Source organism: Salmonella sp. SAL04202 (assembly GCF_046550775.1).
In the GTDB taxonomy this organism is placed as follows: domain Bacteria; phylum Pseudomonadota; class Gammaproteobacteria; order Enterobacterales; family Enterobacteriaceae; genus Salmonella; species Salmonella enterica.
The window spans coordinates 397,997-415,942 of the sequence record NZ_JBGDXK010000002.1; the positions used below are offsets into that span (position 1 = coordinate 397,997).

A 17,946-nucleotide genomic window follows, 5' to 3' on the forward strand; every position below is an offset into this window, starting at 1 on the left:
TTTTTCTTGCAGTCCCTCTTCCGTCGCACTATTCTCTGCCGCTATGAAAACCCCTCGTCTCCCTATCGCTATCCAGCAGGCCGTGATGCGCCGTCTGCGGGAAAACCTCGCCCAGGCGAACCTCAAGCTCGATAGACATTATCCGGAGCCGAAACTGGTGTATACGCAACGCGGCACCTCGGCGGGCACCGCCTGGCTGGAGAGCTACGAAATCCGCCTCAACCCGGTGTTACTGCTGGAAAACATCGACACCTTTATAGCAGAGGTCGTGCCGCATGAACTGGCGCATCTGTTGGTGTGGAAGCACTTCGGACGCAAGGCTCCGCATGGCAAGGAATGGAAGTGGATGATGGAAAGCGTGCTGGGCGTTCCGGCCAGACGTACTCATCAATTTGCGCTGCAATCCGTACGGCGCAATACCTTTCCCTACCATTGCCAATGCCAGCAACATCAACTCACCGTCCGCCGTCATAACCGCGTAGTACGCGGCGAAGCGGTTTATCGTTGCGTTCACTGCGGCGAACCACTGGTCGCCGGGTAGTTTCCCGAAACGTCCGGGAACTTTCCTGAGCGGACTGATTGCATACAGACACAACTTTCGTTACGTTGCGGGCTCGTTTTGCTATGGAGTGTGCAATGTACCGTAATTTCTCTTTTGCCGCTGTGTTGCTGGCCGCAGCGTTTTCAGGCCAGGCCCTGGCCGATGGCATTAACAATTTTTCTCAGGCCAAAGCAGCGAGCGTCAAAGTCAATGCCGACGCGCCCGGCAGCTTTTACTGCGGGTGCCAAATCCGCTGGCAGGGTAAAAAAGGCGTCGTAGACCTGGAGTCCTGCGGCTATAAGGTGCGTAAAAACGAGAATCGCGCCAGACGCATTGAGTGGGAGCACGTTGTCCCCGCCTGGCAATTCGGTCATCAGCGCCAGTGCTGGCAGGACGGCGGGCGAAAAAACTGCGCTAAAGACCCGGTCTACCGCAAAATGGAAAGCGATATGCATAACCTGCAACCCGCGATTGGCGAAGTGAATGGCGATCGCGGCAACTTTATGTATAGCCAGTGGAACGGCGGCGAAGGTCAATACGGGCAATGCGCCATGAAAGTGGATTTTAAAGCGAAAATCGCCGAGCCGCCCGCCCGCGCCCGTGGCGCAATCGCCCGCACTTATTTTTATATGCGCGACCAATACCAACTGAAACTTTCCCGCCAACAAACGCAGCTTTTTAACGTCTGGGATAAGCAGTACCCCGTTACCGCCTGGGAGTGCGAGCGCGATGCGCGTATCGCGAAGGTCCAGGGTAATCATAATCCCTATGTGCAACGCGCTTGCCAGGCGCGAAAGAGCTAACCTACACTAGCGGGATTCTTGTTAACCCATGCCCTGGATAGCCAAACGCCGGGGCCATGACGCGGATTTTTTTATTATGCGTATTCCCCGCATTTATCACCCTGAATTGTTGACGTCCGGTACGCAGATTTCGTTATGCGAAGATGCGGCCAACCATATTGGTCGTGTACTGCGCATGGGACCGGGACAAGCGTTACAGCTGTTTGACGGCAGTAATCAGGTATTCGATGCTGAAATCATTAGCGCCAGTAAGAAAAGCGTTGAAGTGCAAGTGATGAAAGGCGAAATCGACGATCGTGAATCGCCGCTACATATCCATCTGGGCCAGGTGATGTCGCGCGGTGAAAAAATGGAATTTACTATCCAGAAATCGATCGAACTGGGTGTAAGCCTCATTACGCCACTGTTCTCTGAGCGCTGCGGCGTTAAACTGGATAATGAACGTCTGAACAAAAAGCGCCAGCAGTGGCAGAAGATCGCCATCGCCGCCTGCGAACAATGCGGGCGTAACCGGGTGCCGGAAATTCGCCCGCCGATGGCGCTGGAAGCCTGGTGCGCCGAGCAAGATTCCGGGCTGAAGCTCAATCTTCATCCGCGCGCCCATGCCAGCATCAACACTCTGCCGCTGCCGGTTGAACGCGTCCGACTGCTGATCGGCCCGGAAGGCGGGCTGTCGGCGGACGAAATCGCGATGACCGCGCGCTATCAGTTTACTGATATTCTGTTAGGACCTCGCGTTCTGCGTACTGAGACAACCGCGCTCACCGCCATTACCGCGCTACAGGTGCGTTTTGGCGACTTAGGATGAAGCGTTAACGGAGAAAATAATGATCAAGCTCGGCATCGTGATGGACCCCATCGCACACATCAACATCAAGAAAGACACCAGTTTCGCTATGCTGCTGGAAGCCCAACGTCGTGGTTATGAACTTCATTATATGGAGATGGCCGACCTTTATCTGATTAACGGCGAAGCCCGCGCCCGCACGCGAACGTTGAGCGTGGAGCAAAATTACGATAAATGGTACGAGTTCGGCAGCGAGCAGGAGATTAAACTCGCCGATCTGGACGTCATTTTGATGCGCAAAGATCCGCCGTTTGATACCGAGTTTATTTATGCGACCTATATTCTGGAACGCGCTGAAGAGGAAGGGACGCTGATCGTCAACAAACCGCAAAGCCTGCGCGACTGTAATGAAAAACTGTATACTGCCTGGTTTTCCGACCTGACGCCGGAAACGCTGGTAACGCGCAATAAAGCGCAGCTCAAAGCGTTTTGGGAAAAGCACGGAGATATCATTATGAAACCGCTGGACGGTATGGGCGGCGCGTCCATTTTCCGCGTTAAGGAAGGCGATCCTAACATAGGCGTTATTGCCGAAACGCTGACCGAGCTGGGCAACCGCTACTGCATGGCACAGAACTATTTGCCCGCTATCAAAGATGGCGATAAGCGCGTCCTGGTCGTCGACGGCGAGCCGGTGCCTTACTGCCTGGCGCGTATTCCGCAGGGCGGCGAAACCCGCGGCAACCTGGCGGCTGGTGGTCGCGGCGAACCCCGTCCGTTGAGCGAAAGCGACTGGGAAATCGCCCGCCGCGTTGGGCCGACGCTTAAAGCCAAAGGGCTTATTTTCGTCGGTCTGGATATTATCGGCGACCGCTTAACGGAAATTAACGTGACCAGCCCAACCTGCGTGCGTGAAATTGAAGCGGAATACCCGATCTCTATCACCGGGATGTTGATGGACGCCATCGAAGCGCGTCTGGCGAAGTAAAGGTTTATTGCCCGGTGGCGTGCGCTTACCGGGCCTGAGCAATCACGCCGCCCCGGTCGGATAAGGCGGCGCATCAGCATCGCCATCCGGCAATCTATTGCCCGATAAGGCCGCCGTCCTTTGGCAAAAGACGGCTTATATGAGTGACAACCGTCCGCTTTCCCCACATACTGAACGCTGTCGTTTTTTTGAACCAGGAAACAGAACCTCTGACAATGAATTTACAGCATCACTTTCTTATTGCCATGCCTGCGCTCCAGGACCCGATTTTCCGCCGTTCCGTGGTGTATATTTGCGAGCACAACCAGGACGGCGCTATGGGGATTATTGTTAATAAACCTTTGGAAAATCTGCAAATTGAAGGGATTCTGGAAAAACTAAAAATTACGCCGGAACCGCGCGATTCGGCAATTCGTCTTGATAAAGCCGTGATGCTCGGCGGCCCGCTGGCGGAAGATCGCGGATTTATTCTCCATACTCCGCCGTCACGTTTCGCCTCCAGCATTCGTATCTCAGACAATACCGTGATTACCACCTCCCGCGATGTGCTGGAAACGTTAGGAACCCAACAACAGCCTTCCGATGTGCTGGTCGCGCTGGGCTACGCCTCCTGGGATAAAGGCCAGCTTGAACAAGAGTTGCTTGATAACGCCTGGCTTACCGCGCCCGCCGATCTCAATATTTTGTTCAAAACGCCCATTGCCGAGCGCTGGCGCGAAGCGGCAAAACTTATTGGCATTGATATTCTGACCATGCCTGGCGTTGCGGGGCACGCCTGATGAGCGACACCTTACTGGCCTTTGACTTCGGCACAAAAAGCATCGGCGTTGCAATAGGACAACGCATTACCGGCACCGCCCGTCCGCTTCCGGCAATCAAAGCACAGGACGGCACGCCCGACTGGACGCTCATTGAACGTTTGCTGAAAGAGTGGCAGCCAGACGAAATTATTGTCGGGCTACCGCTTAATATGGATGGCACTGAACAACCGCTGACGGCGCGCGCACGTAAATTCGCTAACCGTATTCATGGGCGTTTCGGGGTAACTGTCACGCTGCACGATGAACGACTCAGCACCGTTGAAGCACGCTCCGGTCTGTTTGAACGAGGTGGGTATCGCGCGCTGAACAAAGGCAAAGTGGACTCAGCCTCCGCCGTGATTATCCTCGAAAGCTATTTTGAACAGGGGTATTAAAGCCGTTTTTGTCAGCAGGCGGATAACGCGGTCACGGTTGCCAGGCTTACTGGGCAATAAGCTGGTTTAATGCCTTCAACGCCTGTAAACGCGCAGCCGCCTCCGCCTCATCAATCCGCCACATTCCCGCAAAGGCCAGCGCTGCGGCGTGCTTGTCTAGCGGTTGCGCCATAGAAACTTCACCATCAGCGTGATGCCACAGCACGTATCCCCGCTGGCGCTGCTGCGCCACATGCGGCGCCAGATTACGCCACTGCTCCGGAGTAAAACGCTGCATTAGCGCCTCATCGCTTTCTGCCGCCAGTAACGCCACTCCTGTTACCGACTGCCAGGCCGGGCACATACGAAACCCCGCCAACGCCTGACTTCCCTGCGAACCCGGCCTAGAGTGATAAATATAGATAATCTGGTCTTCCCATAGCACGCCTAATGCCACCACGATGTCTCTGGGCGCATGGCGCTCAAGGATAGGCAACGCATGGGAGAACAGCGCTGAACCGCGAATCGCCTGCGCCGCCAAAGCATGAATGCCTGGCCCGGGTAAATAGCGTCGGTGCTCATCCTGCATCGTGAGTCCAATAGAGGCCATCGTCATTAACAGGCGATTAACGCGCGTGGTATTAATATCCATCAGCCGGGCAAGCTCGCGACATCCGATAGCACGGTCGCTGGAAACCAGATATTGCAGACAGCGAATGCCATCTATCAGGCTTTGATTCGGTTGTGATGACATCGTTAAATGGCTTCGCTGTGGTTTTAACAAAGCTGCGATTTTAACGCCGGTTCGCCAGGATACAAGCCTGCATGCCGTTCAATCCACCGCGCCAGTCAACACTTTACAACCCCCCTACGCCACCATGTTCGCTACAGCCGTCCCTGCGCCTGACGCCATTGCGCGCTCTGGGCGAATGTCATCATCCCCTGCTGCTGCCCGGTTTGTATCACGTGGGCCAACTGATGGAGTTTGCCTTCACGGATCAAATTCCCTGTGGCTGGCGTATTAATCAGTAATTCAAACAACGCCACGCGCCCATCCTGTCTGTCGACCTCCAGTTTTTGCGATAGTACGGCGCGCAGACTACCCGCCAGTTGACTGCGTACCGGTTCTTTTTCCTGCGCCGGAAAACTATCCACTAATCTTTCCACCGCCTGCGCCGCGCCGCGAGTATGCAGGGTTGCCAGTACCAGATGCCCCGTTTCCGCCGCCGTCAGCGCCAGGCGAATGGTCTCGCTGTCACGCAGTTCTCCCAGCAAAATGACATCGGGATCTTCACGCAACGCCGCGCGCAGCCCGGCGGCAAAAGTGGCGCAATGCTGGCCGATTTCCCGCTGATGTATCAGGCAACGCTTGCTGGTGTAACGGTACTCAATAGGATCTTCCAGCGTCAGGATGTGTTTATCGGCATGTTGATTAAGATGTCCCACCATCGCCGCCAGCGTGGTGGATTTCCCGCAGCCAGTAGCGCCAGTGACCAGAATCAGTCCGTTCTCGCTGGCAAGCAGTGCGGGTACTATCGGCGGCGTCTGGATTTCCGCCAGATCAGGACAACGCTCGGGCAATAGCCGTAGCGCCAGCGACGTTCCCTGTTGATGTGTGAACGCACTGGCGCGCAGGCGCCGCGTGCCAGACAGCGAGACGGCGAAATCAAGCTGGCCGTGCGTTCGCCACTGATATTGTTGCGCATCATTAAGCCAATCAAGCAGAAGCCTGTCGACATCAGGCGCGGTAAAAGGCGCGTTCTCCATGCGTCCTTGTTTGCGCCATCGCGCAGGCCAGGCGTTACACAGGTGTAGATCCGAGACGTTATGCTTTACACTAAGCGTCACAATTTCTTCCATATTCATATAAACATCCTCGGAAAATGAACGATATCGCGCATAACCTGGCATACATCCGGGACAAAATCTCCGCCGCGGCGACGCGTTGCGGCCGCTCTTCAGAAGAAGTTACGTTGCTTGCAGTGAGTAAAACCAAACCTGCGAGCGACATCGCAGAAGCCATTGCCGCCGGACAACGGGCATTTGGTGAAAATTATGTACAAGAGGGGGTGGAAAAAATCCGCCACTTTCAGGAAGCGAAAGTGGAAGGCCTGCACTGGCACTTTATTGGCCCTTTACAGTCCAACAAAAGTCGGCTGGTGGCCGAGCATTTTGACTGGTGTCATACCATCGATCGCCTGCGTATCGCCTCGCGGCTGAGCGAACAGCGCCCGGATAATCTGCCGGCGCTAAATGTTCTGATCCAAATTAATATCAGCGATGAAAACAGCAAATCAGGCATTCCGCTGGCGGAACTGGATGAGCTGGCCGCGGCGGTGGCAACACTGCCGCGTCTGCGGCTTCGCGGACTGATGGCGATCCCGGCGCCAGAGTCAGATTATGTAAGGCAGTTTGAAGTCGCACGTCAAATGGCTGTAGCATTTGCCGGGCTGAAAGCGCGCTACCCTGACGTTGATACCTTATCTCTGGGTATGAGCGACGATATGGAAGCCGCGATTGCGGCAGGTAGCACAATGGTGCGCATCGGCACCGCTATCTTTGGTGCTCGTGATTACACAAAAAATTAAGGAAAACTGAGGAACGCCATGAATACGTTGACCTTCCTGCTCTCAACGGTAATTGAGCTGTATACCATGGTGCTATTATTGCGCGTGTGGATGCAGTGGGCCCGCTGTGACTTTTACAACCCTTTTTCCCAGTTCGTGGTGAAAATTACGCAGCCCATCATCGGACCGCTGCGTCGTATTATCCCGCCAATGGGGCCGATTGACAGCGCTTCCCTGCTGGTGGCGTTTATTCTTAGCGTTATTAAGGCGATAGTGCTGTTTAAGGTAATTACGTTTCAGGCGATTATCTGGATTGCCGCGGTGCTTATCTTGCTTAAAACAATCGGCCTGCTGATCTTCTGGGTGCTGCTGGTCATGGCTATCATGAGCTGGGTGAGCCAGGGTCGTAGCCCGATTGAATATGTATTGATTCAGCTTGCCGAGCCGCTGCTCAGCCCGATTCGCCGTATACTGCCTGCGATGGGCGGCATCGACTTCTCGCCGATGGTTCTGGTGCTGCTACTGTATGTCGTTAATATGGGGATCGCTGAAGTCTTACAAGCGACAGGCAACATGTTGCTGCCGGGGCTGTGGATGGCGCTATGAGTGCTGTGACTCGCTGCGAAGACGGTCTGGTGTTACGGCTTTATATTCAGCCGAAAGCCAGCCGCGACAGTATTGTGGGCTTACATGGCGACGAGGTGAAAGTCGCCATTACCGCCCCGCCGGTTGACGGTCAGGCAAACAGCCATCTGATCAAGTTTCTCGGTAAACAGTTTCGCGTGGCGAAAAGTCAGATCGTCATCGAAAAAGGCGAGCTGGGCCGTCACAAACAGGTAAAAATTATTCACCCGCAACAGATCCCGCCGGAAATTGCGGCGTTAACTGAGTAGGTATTCCATGCAAAAAGTTGTTCTCGCAACCGGCAACGCCGGTAAAGTGCGCGAGCTCGCGTCGCTGTTAAGCGATTTTGGGCTTGATGTGGTAGCGCAAACGGAACTGGGCGTTGACTCCGCGGAAGAAACCGGCCTAACGTTTATTGAAAACGCGATTCTCAAAGCGCGCCATGCCGCTAAAATGACCGGTCTGCCCGCCATTGCCGATGACTCCGGTCTGGCCGTTGACGTTTTAGGCGGCGCGCCGGGTATCTATTCCGCGCGCTATTCTGGCGAAAACGCGACAGATCAGCAAAATCTGGAAAAACTGCTGCATACTCTACGGGATGTTCCGGACGACAAACGCCAGGCGCGATTCCATTGTGTGCTGGTTTACTTGCGTCATGCCGAAGATCCCACACCGATAGTCTGTCACGGTAGCTGGCCTGGCATCATTACTCGCCAGGCGGCCGGAAATGGCGGATTTGGCTATGATCCCATTTTCTTCGTACCGTCTGAAGGCAAAACCGCCGCAGAACTGACCCGTGAAGAAAAAAGCGCGATTTCCCATCGTGGACAAGCGCTCAAGCTGCTGCTGGATGCGTTACGCAATGGCTAAACTACCGCCGCTCAGTCTTTATATTCATATTCCCTGGTGTGTACAAAAATGTCCATATTGCGACTTCAATTCCCATGCGTTGAAGGGCGAGGTGCCGCATGACGACTACGTCCAGCATCTGTTAAACGATCTGGATGCCGACGTCGTCTGGGCGCAAGGGCGTGAAGTAAAGACCATTTTTATTGGCGGCGGTACGCCAAGCCTGCTTTCCGGGCCGGCGATGCAAACGCTGCTGGACGGCGTGCGTGCGCGCCTGAATCTGGCGGCGGATGCGGAAATTACCATGGAAGCGAACCCCGGCACGGTCGAAGCCGACCGCTTCATCGACTATCAGCGCGCCGGCGTAAACCGGATCTCCATTGGCGTGCAGAGCTTTAGTGAGCCTAAGCTGAAACGTCTTGGCCGTATTCACGGTCCACAAGAGGCGATGCGGGCAGCAAGACTGGCAAATGGGCTTGGGCTACGCAGCTTTAACCTCGACTTGATGCATGGATTGCCGGACCAAACGCTGGAAGAGGCGCTGAACGATTTGCGACAGGCGATTGCGCTTAATCCGCCGCATCTCTCATGGTATCAATTGACGATTGAACCCAACACTCTGTTCGGTTCGCGTCCGCCGGTTTTACCGGACGATGATGCTCTGTGGGATATCTTTGAGCAGGGCCACCAGTTATTAACCGCCGCGGGCTATCAGCAATACGAAACGTCGGCCTATGCCAAACCCGGTTATCAGTGCCAGCATAATCTGAACTACTGGCGCTTTGGCGACTATCTGGGTATTGGCTGCGGCGCCCACGGTAAAGTCACCTTCCCGGGCGGCAGGATCTTGCGCACCACCAAAACCCGTCACCCACGCGGTTATATGCAGGGACGTTACCTGGAAAGCCAGCGTGACGTGAGTGATGACGATAAACCCTTTGAGTTCTTTATGAATCGTTTTCGGTTGCTGGAGCGCGCGCCTCGCGCCGAATTTGTCGACTATACCGGGCTTACGGAAGCGGTTATTCGTCAGCCAATCGACGAGGCTATTGCCCAGGGCTATCTGACCGAATGCGAGCAATACTGGCAGATTACCCGGCACGGTAAACTGTTTTTAAACTCTCTTCTTGAGTTGTTTCTCGCGGAATAACAAGGAATAAGCCTGTAGCGCCAGCGGGTAAAATACCTGATGGCGCGACGCTTACCGACCTGTGGCGGTTAATGTGCCGCCGGCAAGCGCATTATTTAATAACGCCTTTACGACGCAAATCGTCGGTATCTTTTTTCCAGCGCTCGTAACCGTCATTAATATCCATGATCTTCATGCGGATATCACTCTGTTGCATCTGAAGTTTCTGTACCGCTATATTCAGCGGATATTGTCCTTTCTCTAACGTTATCCAGTCATTCTGCGCTTTTCGACGCAGCTCTTCTGATTTCAAAAATACCTGCCGCCGTTGCTCGTGTATGTCTAAATCTCTTTTCTGCTGAATAGCCGCTTCATTGCACGGCTCACTCTGCTTACGGCACGCGTCTAATGCCGGTTGATAGACCTCTTTTTCGTATTTCTCGGCATATACGCTGCTATCGTTGGCTTTTACATAATCATCGCGCTCTTTTAACGTCTTTTTAAACGCCTCGGCGCGGGTCAACGGTTTCCCATCAGCGCCTTTTCCCCAATATGCGTCCGCTTCTTTTTTAGCTACCGCTATTTTCTTATCCAGGGCAGAGAGTTGTTCTTCAAGACCGGGGATCGACGCTTTCTGCGCACGCCAGGAGGCTTCAATGTTGCCAAACCGATAGTTAAAGTCATCGCTGTTGACGATCAGGTATTTATCATTCGTTTTAATGTCGTCAATAGCCCGGCCCTGATCGCTGGCTGCCATTTGTAATGAGTAATAGCTCACCGTCCAGCCAGAAGCTGGCGTCCCTTTGCTGGTTAACATGGCAGAAAATTTAACGGGACGATCTTTGGTCCAGGTTTTTTCAACAAAATAATAATCCGCCGCCATACCAACGCCGGTATACATATCTTCACGGGAAGAAATATCCCCTTCGGCAGACCAGGTGGCCTGATTGCCCGTCGAATCAAGATTTTTTAAGGTAATGGAATCCAGTTTAAGTATGCCGTGGTACTGCTTACTAAACTGTTCTTTTAAGATGTTATCGGAGGGTTGAGCAACCTCTGCCCAGCTATAGCCTGAAATCAGGGCAAACAGCGCTGCGCCAGCAATCCATTGTCGAACCACTTGTGGACCTCCCGTCCAGAGACATGACGCCCACAATTATCATAACCAGGATGATAATTAGCAAGATAATAGTGTTGGTTGTGCGAGAGGTCTTCCAAAGATAGCCCCGGCCTTCCGACCGGGGCATTATCTTTAATACTGATTGAACATCGACTGGATCTGTTTTGGATCTTTAGTCTGGGTTAACGCCAGTTGCAGTAAGACACGCGCTTTTTGCGGGTTCAGCGTGCCGGAAGCGACAAAGCCGTATTTTGCATCGTCAACTTCCGCATCCTGCGTGGTTGCGCCAGTCGGCACACGTGAAGAACGCACCACTACCGTACCGTTGTGCGCGGCGGTCGCCAGGGTATCAAAGACCGTTTTATACAGGTTGCCGTTACCCACACCTGCGCTCACGATCCCGTCATAACCCGCGTCTACCAGCGCTTTTGCCGGCAGATCGGACGCATTCGCATAGTTATAAACGATACCGACTTTCGGCAACGCGGTCAGCTTCGACACGTCGAACGGGGTGGAAGTGGTATGTTTACGCTCTGGCGTACGCTGGTAGTCAATTTTACCGTTGTGGATATAACCCAGCGGGCCGTAGTTAACCGCTTTAAACGTCGCCACGTCAGTCGTATTGGTCTTAGTGACGTCGCGTCCGTCCATAACGGTATCATTCATTACCACCAGCACGCCGCGGTTGGCAGACTGTTTATCAGCCGCTGTTACTACCGCATTATAGAGGTTGAACGGGCCATCTGCGCTCATTGACGTGGAAGGACGCATCGCGCCGACCAGTACCACCGGTTTATTGCATTTCACGGTCAGATCGAGGAAATAAGCGGTCTCTTCCATCGTATCAGTACCGTGGGTGATCACGAAACCGTCGGTGCTGTCGCACTCGGTATTGATTTTTTTCGCCAGCGTGAGCCAGACTTCATCGTTCATATCCTGCGAGCCAATGTTAACGACCTGCTCGCCTTTCACTACCGCAATGTCCTTCAATTGAGGAACGGCATCCACCAGATTTTCGACGCCGACTTTACCTGCCGTATAATTTGATTTTGTTGCTGAATCACCACCGCCAGCGATCGTTCCGCCGGTCGCTAAGATGGTGATATTCGGTAAAGCGAACGCTGCGCCGCTGAAACCCATTACCAGAGCAGCTAATGCCGTTTTCCTGAAAAACTCCATGTTATATCTCCAGTTATGTCAACTGGTCGCATTATCCCTATATTGCAGACGAATAATGTGATGTCATACGATTAACCAGCGATATATATCCAACAGAGAGTATTTTTTAGAGATGGATAACAAAATGCAGGAAAAAACAGAATAAAAAGGCGCAGATACGATCTGCGCCATTGTTTAAAAAGGAAAGATTACTTCAGGCTGCCAACCAGCGCTTTGCGGCTATCTTCTAAGGTCACTACGCGGCTACAGACATCTTTGCCAAACTGCTGGAAATCTTTCTCCTGGTTTTTCCATTCGTTCTGGATAGCGGTTTGCAAACCACCGAGACTGCCCATCACGCCCTGTAAAGGATTGCCGCCGCCTTTAAGCACCGCTTTGGCGCCCATTTCGTTAATGCTGTCCTGCAAAATACCGCCCATCGCCTGATTCACCAACTGCTGACCGTCGGCACGCACCTGGTCGATAGCCTTATAGTGGAACGTCAGGCCGTCCGTACGATGTTCGATAATGCGGTTCATTTGCGCTTTTAATTGCGCATCAAGCTTCGTCAGACGGCTACGCATGTTGCTGCTTTCGCCCACCTCTTTAGCGATGATTTTATCCAGCGCCACGCGGCCTTTTTCGACGCGCGATCGGGCGCCCTCATCAATCCACGGCAGCGCGCTTCGCAGCTCCGCCTGGTAATCTTTCGCTTGCTCGCGCTGCGCGGCGCTAAGGGTGTACTGCTTACCGTTGTACATCACATTGCCGTCCGGCGTGATCACCAGGTTGCCGTTTTCACCTTTCACCTGCACCGTTTGTGGACTCAGGACCACATCGTCACGCGGCGTGACACTGCATTTGTAATCTGCATGAGCGGCCATCGCCGTAAACGTTAGCACTGTCGCCAGCAGCGTTTTGCGCATCATAACTTTCCCTCAAGACAAAGCGGGCCGGCATTTGCCGACCCTGTACTTATTAGTCCCACCAAACGTCGAAAAGTTCGCTGGTTCGGACTTCTTCAAGGTTGCGCGCTTCCAGCCACTTACGCACAATCGCCTGATGTTCTTCGGTACATTTACCGATTTCCTGCATACAAATCAGCCCTTCCCAGGCCAGGTAGCCGCTGCCGTCAAACGCCAGTTTATTAGGCTCAATAACGTCATTAATAAAGTCATCGACAGTCTTATCGACCTGCTCTTCAGATGTACCTTCCGGAAAACGCCATGCCACCGAAAATCCTAATTCCTGGAATTCGTCAATGTGCATTTTTTTACGCAGACGACGACTACGGTTCTTTGCCATTATTTCACCCTCTCGAACATTAAGTCCCATACGCCATGACCAAGACGATGGCCACGTTGTTCAAATTTCGTTACCGGGCGCGATTCCGGGCGCGGTACATAATCATTGCTCTCTGACAGATTTTTGTACCCGTCGATAGAAGACATGACTTCAAGCATGTGTTCCGCATACGCTTCCCAGTCGGTCGCCATATGGAAAACGCCGCCCAATTTCAGCTTGCTCAATACCAGTTCAGCAAACGGCACCTGAACGATACGGCGTTTATTATGACGCGCTTTATGCCACGGGTCAGGGAAAAAGAGCTGAACCATCGATAAAGAATTGTCAGGAATCATTTTATGCAACACTTCTACCGCGTCGTGGCACATGACACGCAGGTTTTCAACGCCCTCTTCATGAGCGGACGCCAGACACGCGCCGACACCGGGTGAATGCACTTCAATGCCGAGGAAATTCTGCTCCGGGCGCGCTTTCGCCATCGCCACGAGAGACGCCCCCATGCCAAAACCAATCTCCAGCGTCACCGGCGCTTCGCGACCAAACAACGTGGCGAAATCTACCGGCGCTTCGCTGAACTCGACGCCCATCACCGGCCAGTAGTTTTCCAGCGCGTGCTCTTGCCCCTTTGTCAGTCGCCCCTGGCGACGAACAAAACTACGAATACGGCGCAGCGGGCGACCGTTTTCATCAAATTCCGGTGAAATGACGTCGTTTTTCATAAAAGTGTAGTCTGCTGTGTTTGAGTTCTGAAAACGGGCATTATCCAAAGTTAGTTGCCGGATGCAAGCATGAAGCGCACTGCGGAAAGTTCCGGTTTACACCCTGCGGCCTCTGTGCTGCAATCTTGCCCCCGGCAATAATGAATGAGTTTCCATGCAAGCGTCTCAATTTTCAGCCCAGGTTCTGGACTGGTACGACAAATACGGGCGGAAAACGCTGCCCTGGCAAATTAACAAGACGCCTTACAAAGTATGGCTCTCGGAAGTCATGTTGCAACAAACGCAGGTGACGACGGTGATTCCTTACTTTGAGCGATTTATGGCGCGCTTTCCCACAGTGACGGATTTAGCGAATGCGCCGCTGGATGAAGTACTCCATTTATGGACCGGGCTCGGCTATTACGCCCGCGCACGTAATTTGCATAAAGCGGCGCAACAGGTGGCGACGCTTCACGGTGGAGAATTCCCGCAAACTTTTGCCGAAATCGCCGCGCTACCCGGCGTCGGGCGTTCAACCGCCGGCGCAATTCTCTCCCTCGCGTTAGGTAAACATTATCCGATTCTTGATGGAAACGTTAAACGTGTGCTGGCTCGCTGTTATGCTGTTAGCGGCTGGCCTGGAAAAAAAGAGGTGGAGAATACGCTGTGGACGCTGAGCGAGCAAGTGACGCCCGCACGCGGCGTGGAGCGTTTTAATCAGGCGATGATGGATCTGGGCGCGATGGTTTGTACGCGTTCAAAGCCAAAGTGCACCCTGTGTCCGCTGCAAAACGGTTGTATCGCCGCTGCGCATGAAAGCTGGTCATGCTATCCGGGTAAGAAACCGAAACAGACGTTGCCGGAGCGGACGGGTTACTTTTTATTGTTACAGCATAATCAGGAGATTTTCCTGGCGCAGCGCCCTCCCAGCGGTTTATGGGGCGGACTCTACTGCTTTCCGCAGTTCGCCAGCGAAGATGAATTACGTGAATGGCTGGCGCAACGGCATGTTAACGCTGATAATTTGACCCAGCTTAACGCGTTTCGCCACACATTTAGCCATTTCCACCTGGATATTGTGCCTATGTGGCTTCCCGTGTCGTCACTGGACGCCTGCATGGATGAAGGCAGCGCGCTCTGGTATAACTTAGCGCAACCGCCGTCAGTCGGACTGGCGGCCCCCGTGGAGCGCTTGTTACAGCAGTTACGTACCGGAGCGCCAGTTTAACGCCCCGGTCGATGAAGAGGATGACTTATGAGCAGAACGATTTTTTGTACTTACCTGCAACGCGACGCTGAAGGGCAAGATTTTCAGCTCTACCCTGGCGAACTGGGAAAACGTATCTATAACGAGATCTCTAAGGACGCGTGGGCGCAGTGGCAGCATAAGCAGACCATGTTGATTAACGAGAAAAAACTCAACATGATGAACGCCGAGCACCGTAAGCTGCTGGAACAGGAGATGGTGAGCTTCCTGTTCGAAGGCAAAGACGTTCATATCGAAGGTTATACGCCGGAAGATAAAAAATAGGCCCGTTGCTGAATGACGCTGCGCTTATTCGGCCTGTGAGTTATGCCGGATAAGCCCTTAGCGCCGCTGCCCGGCAACATGGCATAACGACAACACAACATGCACTCCCGGAATGATGAAAAAATTACTCGCGCTTGCTGTTATTGCGCCGTTGCTCATCTCCTGCTCCAGTTCGACCAAAAAAGGCGAGACGTATAATGAAGCCTGGGTCAAGGATACCAACGGCTTTGATATTTTGATGGGGCAATTTGCCAACAATATTGAAAATCTGTGGGGATATAAGGAAGTCCTGATTGCCGGGCCGAAAGACTACGTCAAATATACCGATCAGTTCCAGACCCGTAGCCACATCAACTTTGATGATGGGACCATTACCGTTGAAACCATCGCCGGGACGGAACCTACCGCACATCTGCGCCGGGCCATTATTAAAACGTTGCTCATGGGTGACGACCCAACCTCCGTCGATCTTTACTCCGATGTCGATGACATAAAAATTTCTAAAGAACCCTTTCTGTATGGTCAGGTCCTCGACAATACCGGCCAGCCTATTCGCTGGGAAGGCCGCGCCACGACATTCGCGGATTACTTGCTGAAAACGCGGCTCAAAAGCCGCAGTAACGGCCTGCGTATTATTTACAGCGTCACCATTAATCTGGTGCCGAACCACCTTGATAAACGCGCGCATAAATACATTGGCATGGTACGCCAGGCCTCCCGTAAATACGGCGTTGACGAGTCGCTGATTCTGGCGATTATGCAAACGGAGTCCTCGTTTAACCCGTATGCGGTCAGCCACGCGGATGCGCTGGGCCTGATGCAGGTGGTGCAACACAGCGCCGGGAAAGATGTTTTCCGTTCTCAGGGTAAGTCCGGCACGCCAAGCCGTAACTTCCTGTTCGACCCCGCCAGCAATATCGATACCGGCACAGCGTATCTGGCGATGTTGAATAATGTCTATCTGAGCGGTATTGAGAATCCGACGTCGCGGCGCTATGCGGTCATTACTGCCTATAATGGCGGCGCAGGCAGCGTATTACGCGTATTCTCGAACGATAAGATTCAGGCCGCGAATATGATTAACCGCATGTCGCCGGGGGATGTGTACCAGATATTAACCACCCGACATCCATCTGCGGAGTCGCGCCGCTATCTGTATAAGGTGAATTCCGCCCAGCGATCGTATCGCCGCCGATAAACCATCGCATCCCGCCTCTGGCTGGCAAATGACAGAGGCGGGAAAGGTAAAAGTGTTAACTCCGTCACCCTTTTGCTTTGCAATCAGAAATTGTTTGCAAATATTTGTCACAGGTAACAAAAAAAGCCCGCCTCTCATTGATAGAATCACACCAAATCACAACGGCAAATGTGCCTTTTAAAACATTCATCCGCTCTCAGGTGTGAGGAAATTAACATGAATCTTAAGCTGCAGCTTAAAATACTCTCTTTTCTGCAGTTCTGTCTGTGGGGAAGCTGGCTCACTACCCTGGGCTCGTATATGTTCGTCACCTTAAAATTTGACGGCGCATCTATTGGCGCAGTTTATAGTTCACTGGGGATTGCCGCCGTCTTTATGCCGACCTTGTTAGGCATTGTGGCTGACAAATGGCTGAGCGCGAAATGGGTCTATGCCCTGTGTCATGTTGTCGGCGCCATCACGCTATTCATGGCCGCGGAAGTCACTACGCCTGGGGCGATGTTCTTTGTGATCCTGCTTAACTCGTTGGCCTATATGCCGACGTTGGGCTTGATCAATACCATATCGTATTACCGCCTGCAGTCTGCCGGCATGGATATTGTGACTGACTTCCCGCCTATCCGTATCTGGGGCACCATTGGCTTTATTCTGGCGATGTGGGGCGTGAGTTTCTCCGGTTTCGAGCTGAGCCATATGCAGCTTTATATCGGCGCGACGCTTTCCGTTCTGCTGGTACTGTTTACCTTTACCCTGCCGCACATTCCGGTGGCGAACCAACAGAAAAACCAGAGCTGGACATCAATGCTGGGCCTTGACGCTTTTGCGCTGTTTAAAAATAAGCGGATGGCGATTTTCTTCATCTTCTCCATGATGCTGGGCGCGGAACTGCAGATCACCAACATGTTTGGCAACACCTTCCTGCATAGCTTTGATAAAGATCCGCTATTCGCCAGTAGCTTTATCGTGCAGCACGCCTCGGTGATGATGTCGATTTCGCAGATTTCTGAAACGTTATTCATCCTGACCATTCCGTTCTTCCTGAGCCGTTATGGTATTAAGAACGTTATGCTTATCAGTATTGTGGCGTGGATGCTGCGTTTCGGCCTGTTCGCTTATGGCGACCCGACGCCGTTCGGTACCGTTCTGCTGGTATTGTCGATGATTGTGTACGGCTGCGCCTTCGACTTCTTCAACATTTCTGGCTCGGTGTTTGTCGAAAAAGAAGTACGCCCGGAAATCCGCGCCAGCGCGCAGGGGATGTTCCTGATGATGACCAATGGCTTCGGCTGTATCCTGGGCGGCATTGTGAGCGGTAAAGTGGTGGAGTATTACACTCAAAACGGCATTACCGACTGGCAGACCGTGTGGCTCATCTTCGCAGGCTACTCGCTGGTGCTGGCCTTCGCGTTCGTAGCCTTGTTCAAATACAAACACGTTCGCGTTCCGGCAGGTTCGCAACCCGTTGCACATTAAT

At 53.1% G+C, this 17,946-nt stretch carries 22 protein-coding genes; 15 read left to right on the forward strand and 7 right to left on the reverse strand.

Going from position 1 to position 17,946, the window contains the following annotated elements:
- Window positions 1–43: 43 nt before the first annotated feature.
- From ACLJQJ_RS12170 to ruvX, 6 genes are all read left to right on the forward strand, one after another.
- A complete protein-coding gene (locus tag ACLJQJ_RS12170) occupies window positions 44–541 on the forward strand; it encodes a SprT family zinc-dependent metalloprotease (protein ID WP_000856775.1) in 498 nt (165 codons plus the stop codon).
- Window positions 542–636: 95 nt separating this feature from the next.
- The gene (endA, locus tag ACLJQJ_RS12175; protein ID WP_023232637.1) at window positions 637–1,344 is read left to right on the forward strand and encodes a deoxyribonuclease I; all 708 of its coding nucleotides are present in this window, start codon (window positions 637–639) and stop codon (window positions 1,342–1,344) included.
- Window positions 1,345–1,420: 76 nt separating this feature from the next.
- Window positions 1,421–2,152 carry a 16S rRNA (uracil(1498)-N(3))-methyltransferase gene (gene rsmE, locus ACLJQJ_RS12180; RefSeq protein ID WP_001222488.1) on the forward strand — a complete coding sequence of 244 codons (732 nt, stop codon included), beginning with the start codon at window positions 1,421–1,423 and terminating at the stop codon, window positions 2,150–2,152.
- Between the two features lie 19 nt (window positions 2,153–2,171).
- Window positions 2,172–3,119, forward strand: coding sequence for a glutathione synthase (gshB, locus tag ACLJQJ_RS12185; RefSeq protein ID WP_023232636.1), 948 nt, complete (start codon window positions 2,172–2,174; stop codon window positions 3,117–3,119).
- A gap of 215 nt (window positions 3,120–3,334) precedes the next feature.
- Entirely contained in the window at window positions 3,335–3,898 is a 564-nt protein-coding gene (locus tag ACLJQJ_RS12190; RefSeq protein WP_001053171.1) for a YqgE/AlgH family protein, read from the forward strand.
- A complete protein-coding gene (gene ruvX / locus ACLJQJ_RS12195) occupies window positions 3,898–4,314 on the forward strand; it encodes a Holliday junction resolvase RuvX (protein WP_001285491.1) in 417 nt (138 codons plus the stop codon). The genes ACLJQJ_RS12190 and ruvX overlap by 1 nt, the downstream gene beginning before the upstream one ends.
- 46 nt (window positions 4,315–4,360) lie before the next feature.
- Here ruvX and ACLJQJ_RS12200 read toward each other — a convergent pair whose 3' ends face one another.
- Both ACLJQJ_RS12200 and ACLJQJ_RS12205 read right to left on the reverse strand, forming a co-directional pair.
- Window positions 4,361–5,047, reverse strand: coding sequence for an IclR family transcriptional regulator (locus ACLJQJ_RS12200; RefSeq protein ID WP_063808827.1), 687 nt, complete (start codon window positions 5,045–5,047; stop codon window positions 4,361–4,363).
- 131 nt (window positions 5,048–5,178) lie between these two features.
- Window positions 5,179–6,159: a type IV pilus twitching motility protein PilT gene (locus ACLJQJ_RS12205; RefSeq protein ID WP_063808828.1), complete on the reverse strand. Its 981-nt coding sequence runs from the start codon at window positions 6,157–6,159 to the stop codon at window positions 5,179–5,181.
- Window positions 6,160–6,176: 17 nt separating this feature from the next.
- On the opposite strand from ACLJQJ_RS12205, the gene ACLJQJ_RS12210 reads away from it, so the two are divergent.
- From ACLJQJ_RS12210 to hemW, 5 genes are read left to right on the forward strand one after another with little or no spacing between them, the layout of a single operon-like run.
- Window positions 6,177–6,881, forward strand: coding sequence for a YggS family pyridoxal phosphate-dependent enzyme (locus tag ACLJQJ_RS12210; RefSeq protein WP_000997812.1), 705 nt, complete (start codon window positions 6,177–6,179; stop codon window positions 6,879–6,881).
- Window positions 6,882–6,899: 18 nt separating this feature from the next.
- A complete protein-coding gene (locus ACLJQJ_RS12215; RefSeq protein ID WP_001094848.1) occupies window positions 6,900–7,466 on the forward strand; it encodes a YggT family protein in 567 nt (188 codons plus the stop codon).
- The gene (gene yggU / locus ACLJQJ_RS12220) at window positions 7,463–7,753 is read left to right on the forward strand and encodes a DUF167 family protein YggU (protein WP_001277203.1); all 291 of its coding nucleotides are present in this window, start codon (window positions 7,463–7,465) and stop codon (window positions 7,751–7,753) included. Before ACLJQJ_RS12215 ends, yggU begins: the two co-directional genes overlap by 4 nt.
- A 7-nt stretch (window positions 7,754–7,760) precedes the next feature.
- Window positions 7,761–8,354: an XTP/dITP diphosphatase gene (locus ACLJQJ_RS12225; RefSeq protein ID WP_063808830.1), complete on the forward strand. Its 594-nt coding sequence runs from the start codon at window positions 7,761–7,763 to the stop codon at window positions 8,352–8,354.
- Window positions 8,347–9,483: a radical SAM family heme chaperone HemW gene (gene hemW / locus ACLJQJ_RS12230; RefSeq protein WP_063808831.1), complete on the forward strand. Its 1,137-nt coding sequence runs from the start codon at window positions 8,347–8,349 to the stop codon at window positions 9,481–9,483. The genes ACLJQJ_RS12225 and hemW overlap by 8 nt, the downstream gene beginning before the upstream one ends.
- Before the next feature lie 91 nt (window positions 9,484–9,574).
- On the opposite strand, the gene ACLJQJ_RS12235 is transcribed toward hemW, so the two are convergent.
- The 5 genes from ACLJQJ_RS12235 to trmB form a co-directional block, all read right to left on the reverse strand.
- A complete protein-coding gene (locus ACLJQJ_RS12235) occupies window positions 9,575–10,582 on the reverse strand; it encodes a DUF1202 domain-containing protein (protein WP_000252198.1) in 1,008 nt (335 codons plus the stop codon).
- A 132-nt stretch (window positions 10,583–10,714) separates the two neighbouring features.
- The gene (ansB, locus tag ACLJQJ_RS12240) at window positions 10,715–11,761 is read right to left on the reverse strand and encodes an L-asparaginase 2 (RefSeq protein WP_000394188.1); all 1,047 of its coding nucleotides are present in this window, start codon (window positions 11,759–11,761) and stop codon (window positions 10,715–10,717) included.
- Between the two features lie 188 nt (window positions 11,762–11,949).
- The gene (locus ACLJQJ_RS12245) at window positions 11,950–12,669 is read right to left on the reverse strand and encodes a DUF2884 domain-containing protein (RefSeq protein ID WP_063808832.1); all 720 of its coding nucleotides are present in this window, start codon (window positions 12,667–12,669) and stop codon (window positions 11,950–11,952) included.
- 49 nt (window positions 12,670–12,718) lie between these two features.
- Window positions 12,719–13,045, reverse strand: a complete 327-nt coding sequence (locus ACLJQJ_RS12250; RefSeq protein ID WP_001107574.1) for a YggL family protein — start codon at window positions 13,043–13,045, stop codon at window positions 12,719–12,721.
- A complete protein-coding gene (gene trmB, locus ACLJQJ_RS12255; RefSeq protein ID WP_000786890.1) occupies window positions 13,045–13,764 on the reverse strand; it encodes a tRNA (guanosine(46)-N7)-methyltransferase TrmB in 720 nt (239 codons plus the stop codon). The genes ACLJQJ_RS12250 and trmB overlap by 1 nt, the downstream gene beginning before the upstream one ends.
- Before the next feature lie 154 nt (window positions 13,765–13,918).
- On the opposite strand from trmB, the gene mutY reads away from it, so the two are divergent.
- The 4 genes from mutY (at window position 13,919) to ACLJQJ_RS12275 (ending at window position 17,945) form a co-directional block, all read left to right on the forward strand.
- Window positions 13,919–14,971: an A/G-specific adenine glycosylase gene (gene mutY, locus ACLJQJ_RS12260; protein ID WP_001148955.1), complete on the forward strand. Its 1,053-nt coding sequence runs from the start codon at window positions 13,919–13,921 to the stop codon at window positions 14,969–14,971.
- 27 nt (window positions 14,972–14,998) lie between these two features.
- Window positions 14,999–15,274 (forward strand): oxidative damage protection protein, encoded by a 276-nt coding sequence (locus tag ACLJQJ_RS12265; protein WP_000091706.1) that lies wholly within the window; start codon window positions 14,999–15,001, stop codon window positions 15,272–15,274.
- A gap of 112 nt (window positions 15,275–15,386) precedes the next feature.
- A complete protein-coding gene (gene mltC, locus ACLJQJ_RS12270; protein ID WP_000976289.1) occupies window positions 15,387–16,472 on the forward strand; it encodes a membrane-bound lytic murein transglycosylase MltC in 1,086 nt (361 codons plus the stop codon).
- A 216-nt stretch (window positions 16,473–16,688) separates the two neighbouring features.
- Window positions 16,689–17,945: a nucleoside permease gene (locus ACLJQJ_RS12275; RefSeq protein ID WP_001049803.1), complete on the forward strand. Its 1,257-nt coding sequence runs from the start codon at window positions 16,689–16,691 to the stop codon at window positions 17,943–17,945.
- Window position 17,946: the final 1 nt, after the last annotated feature.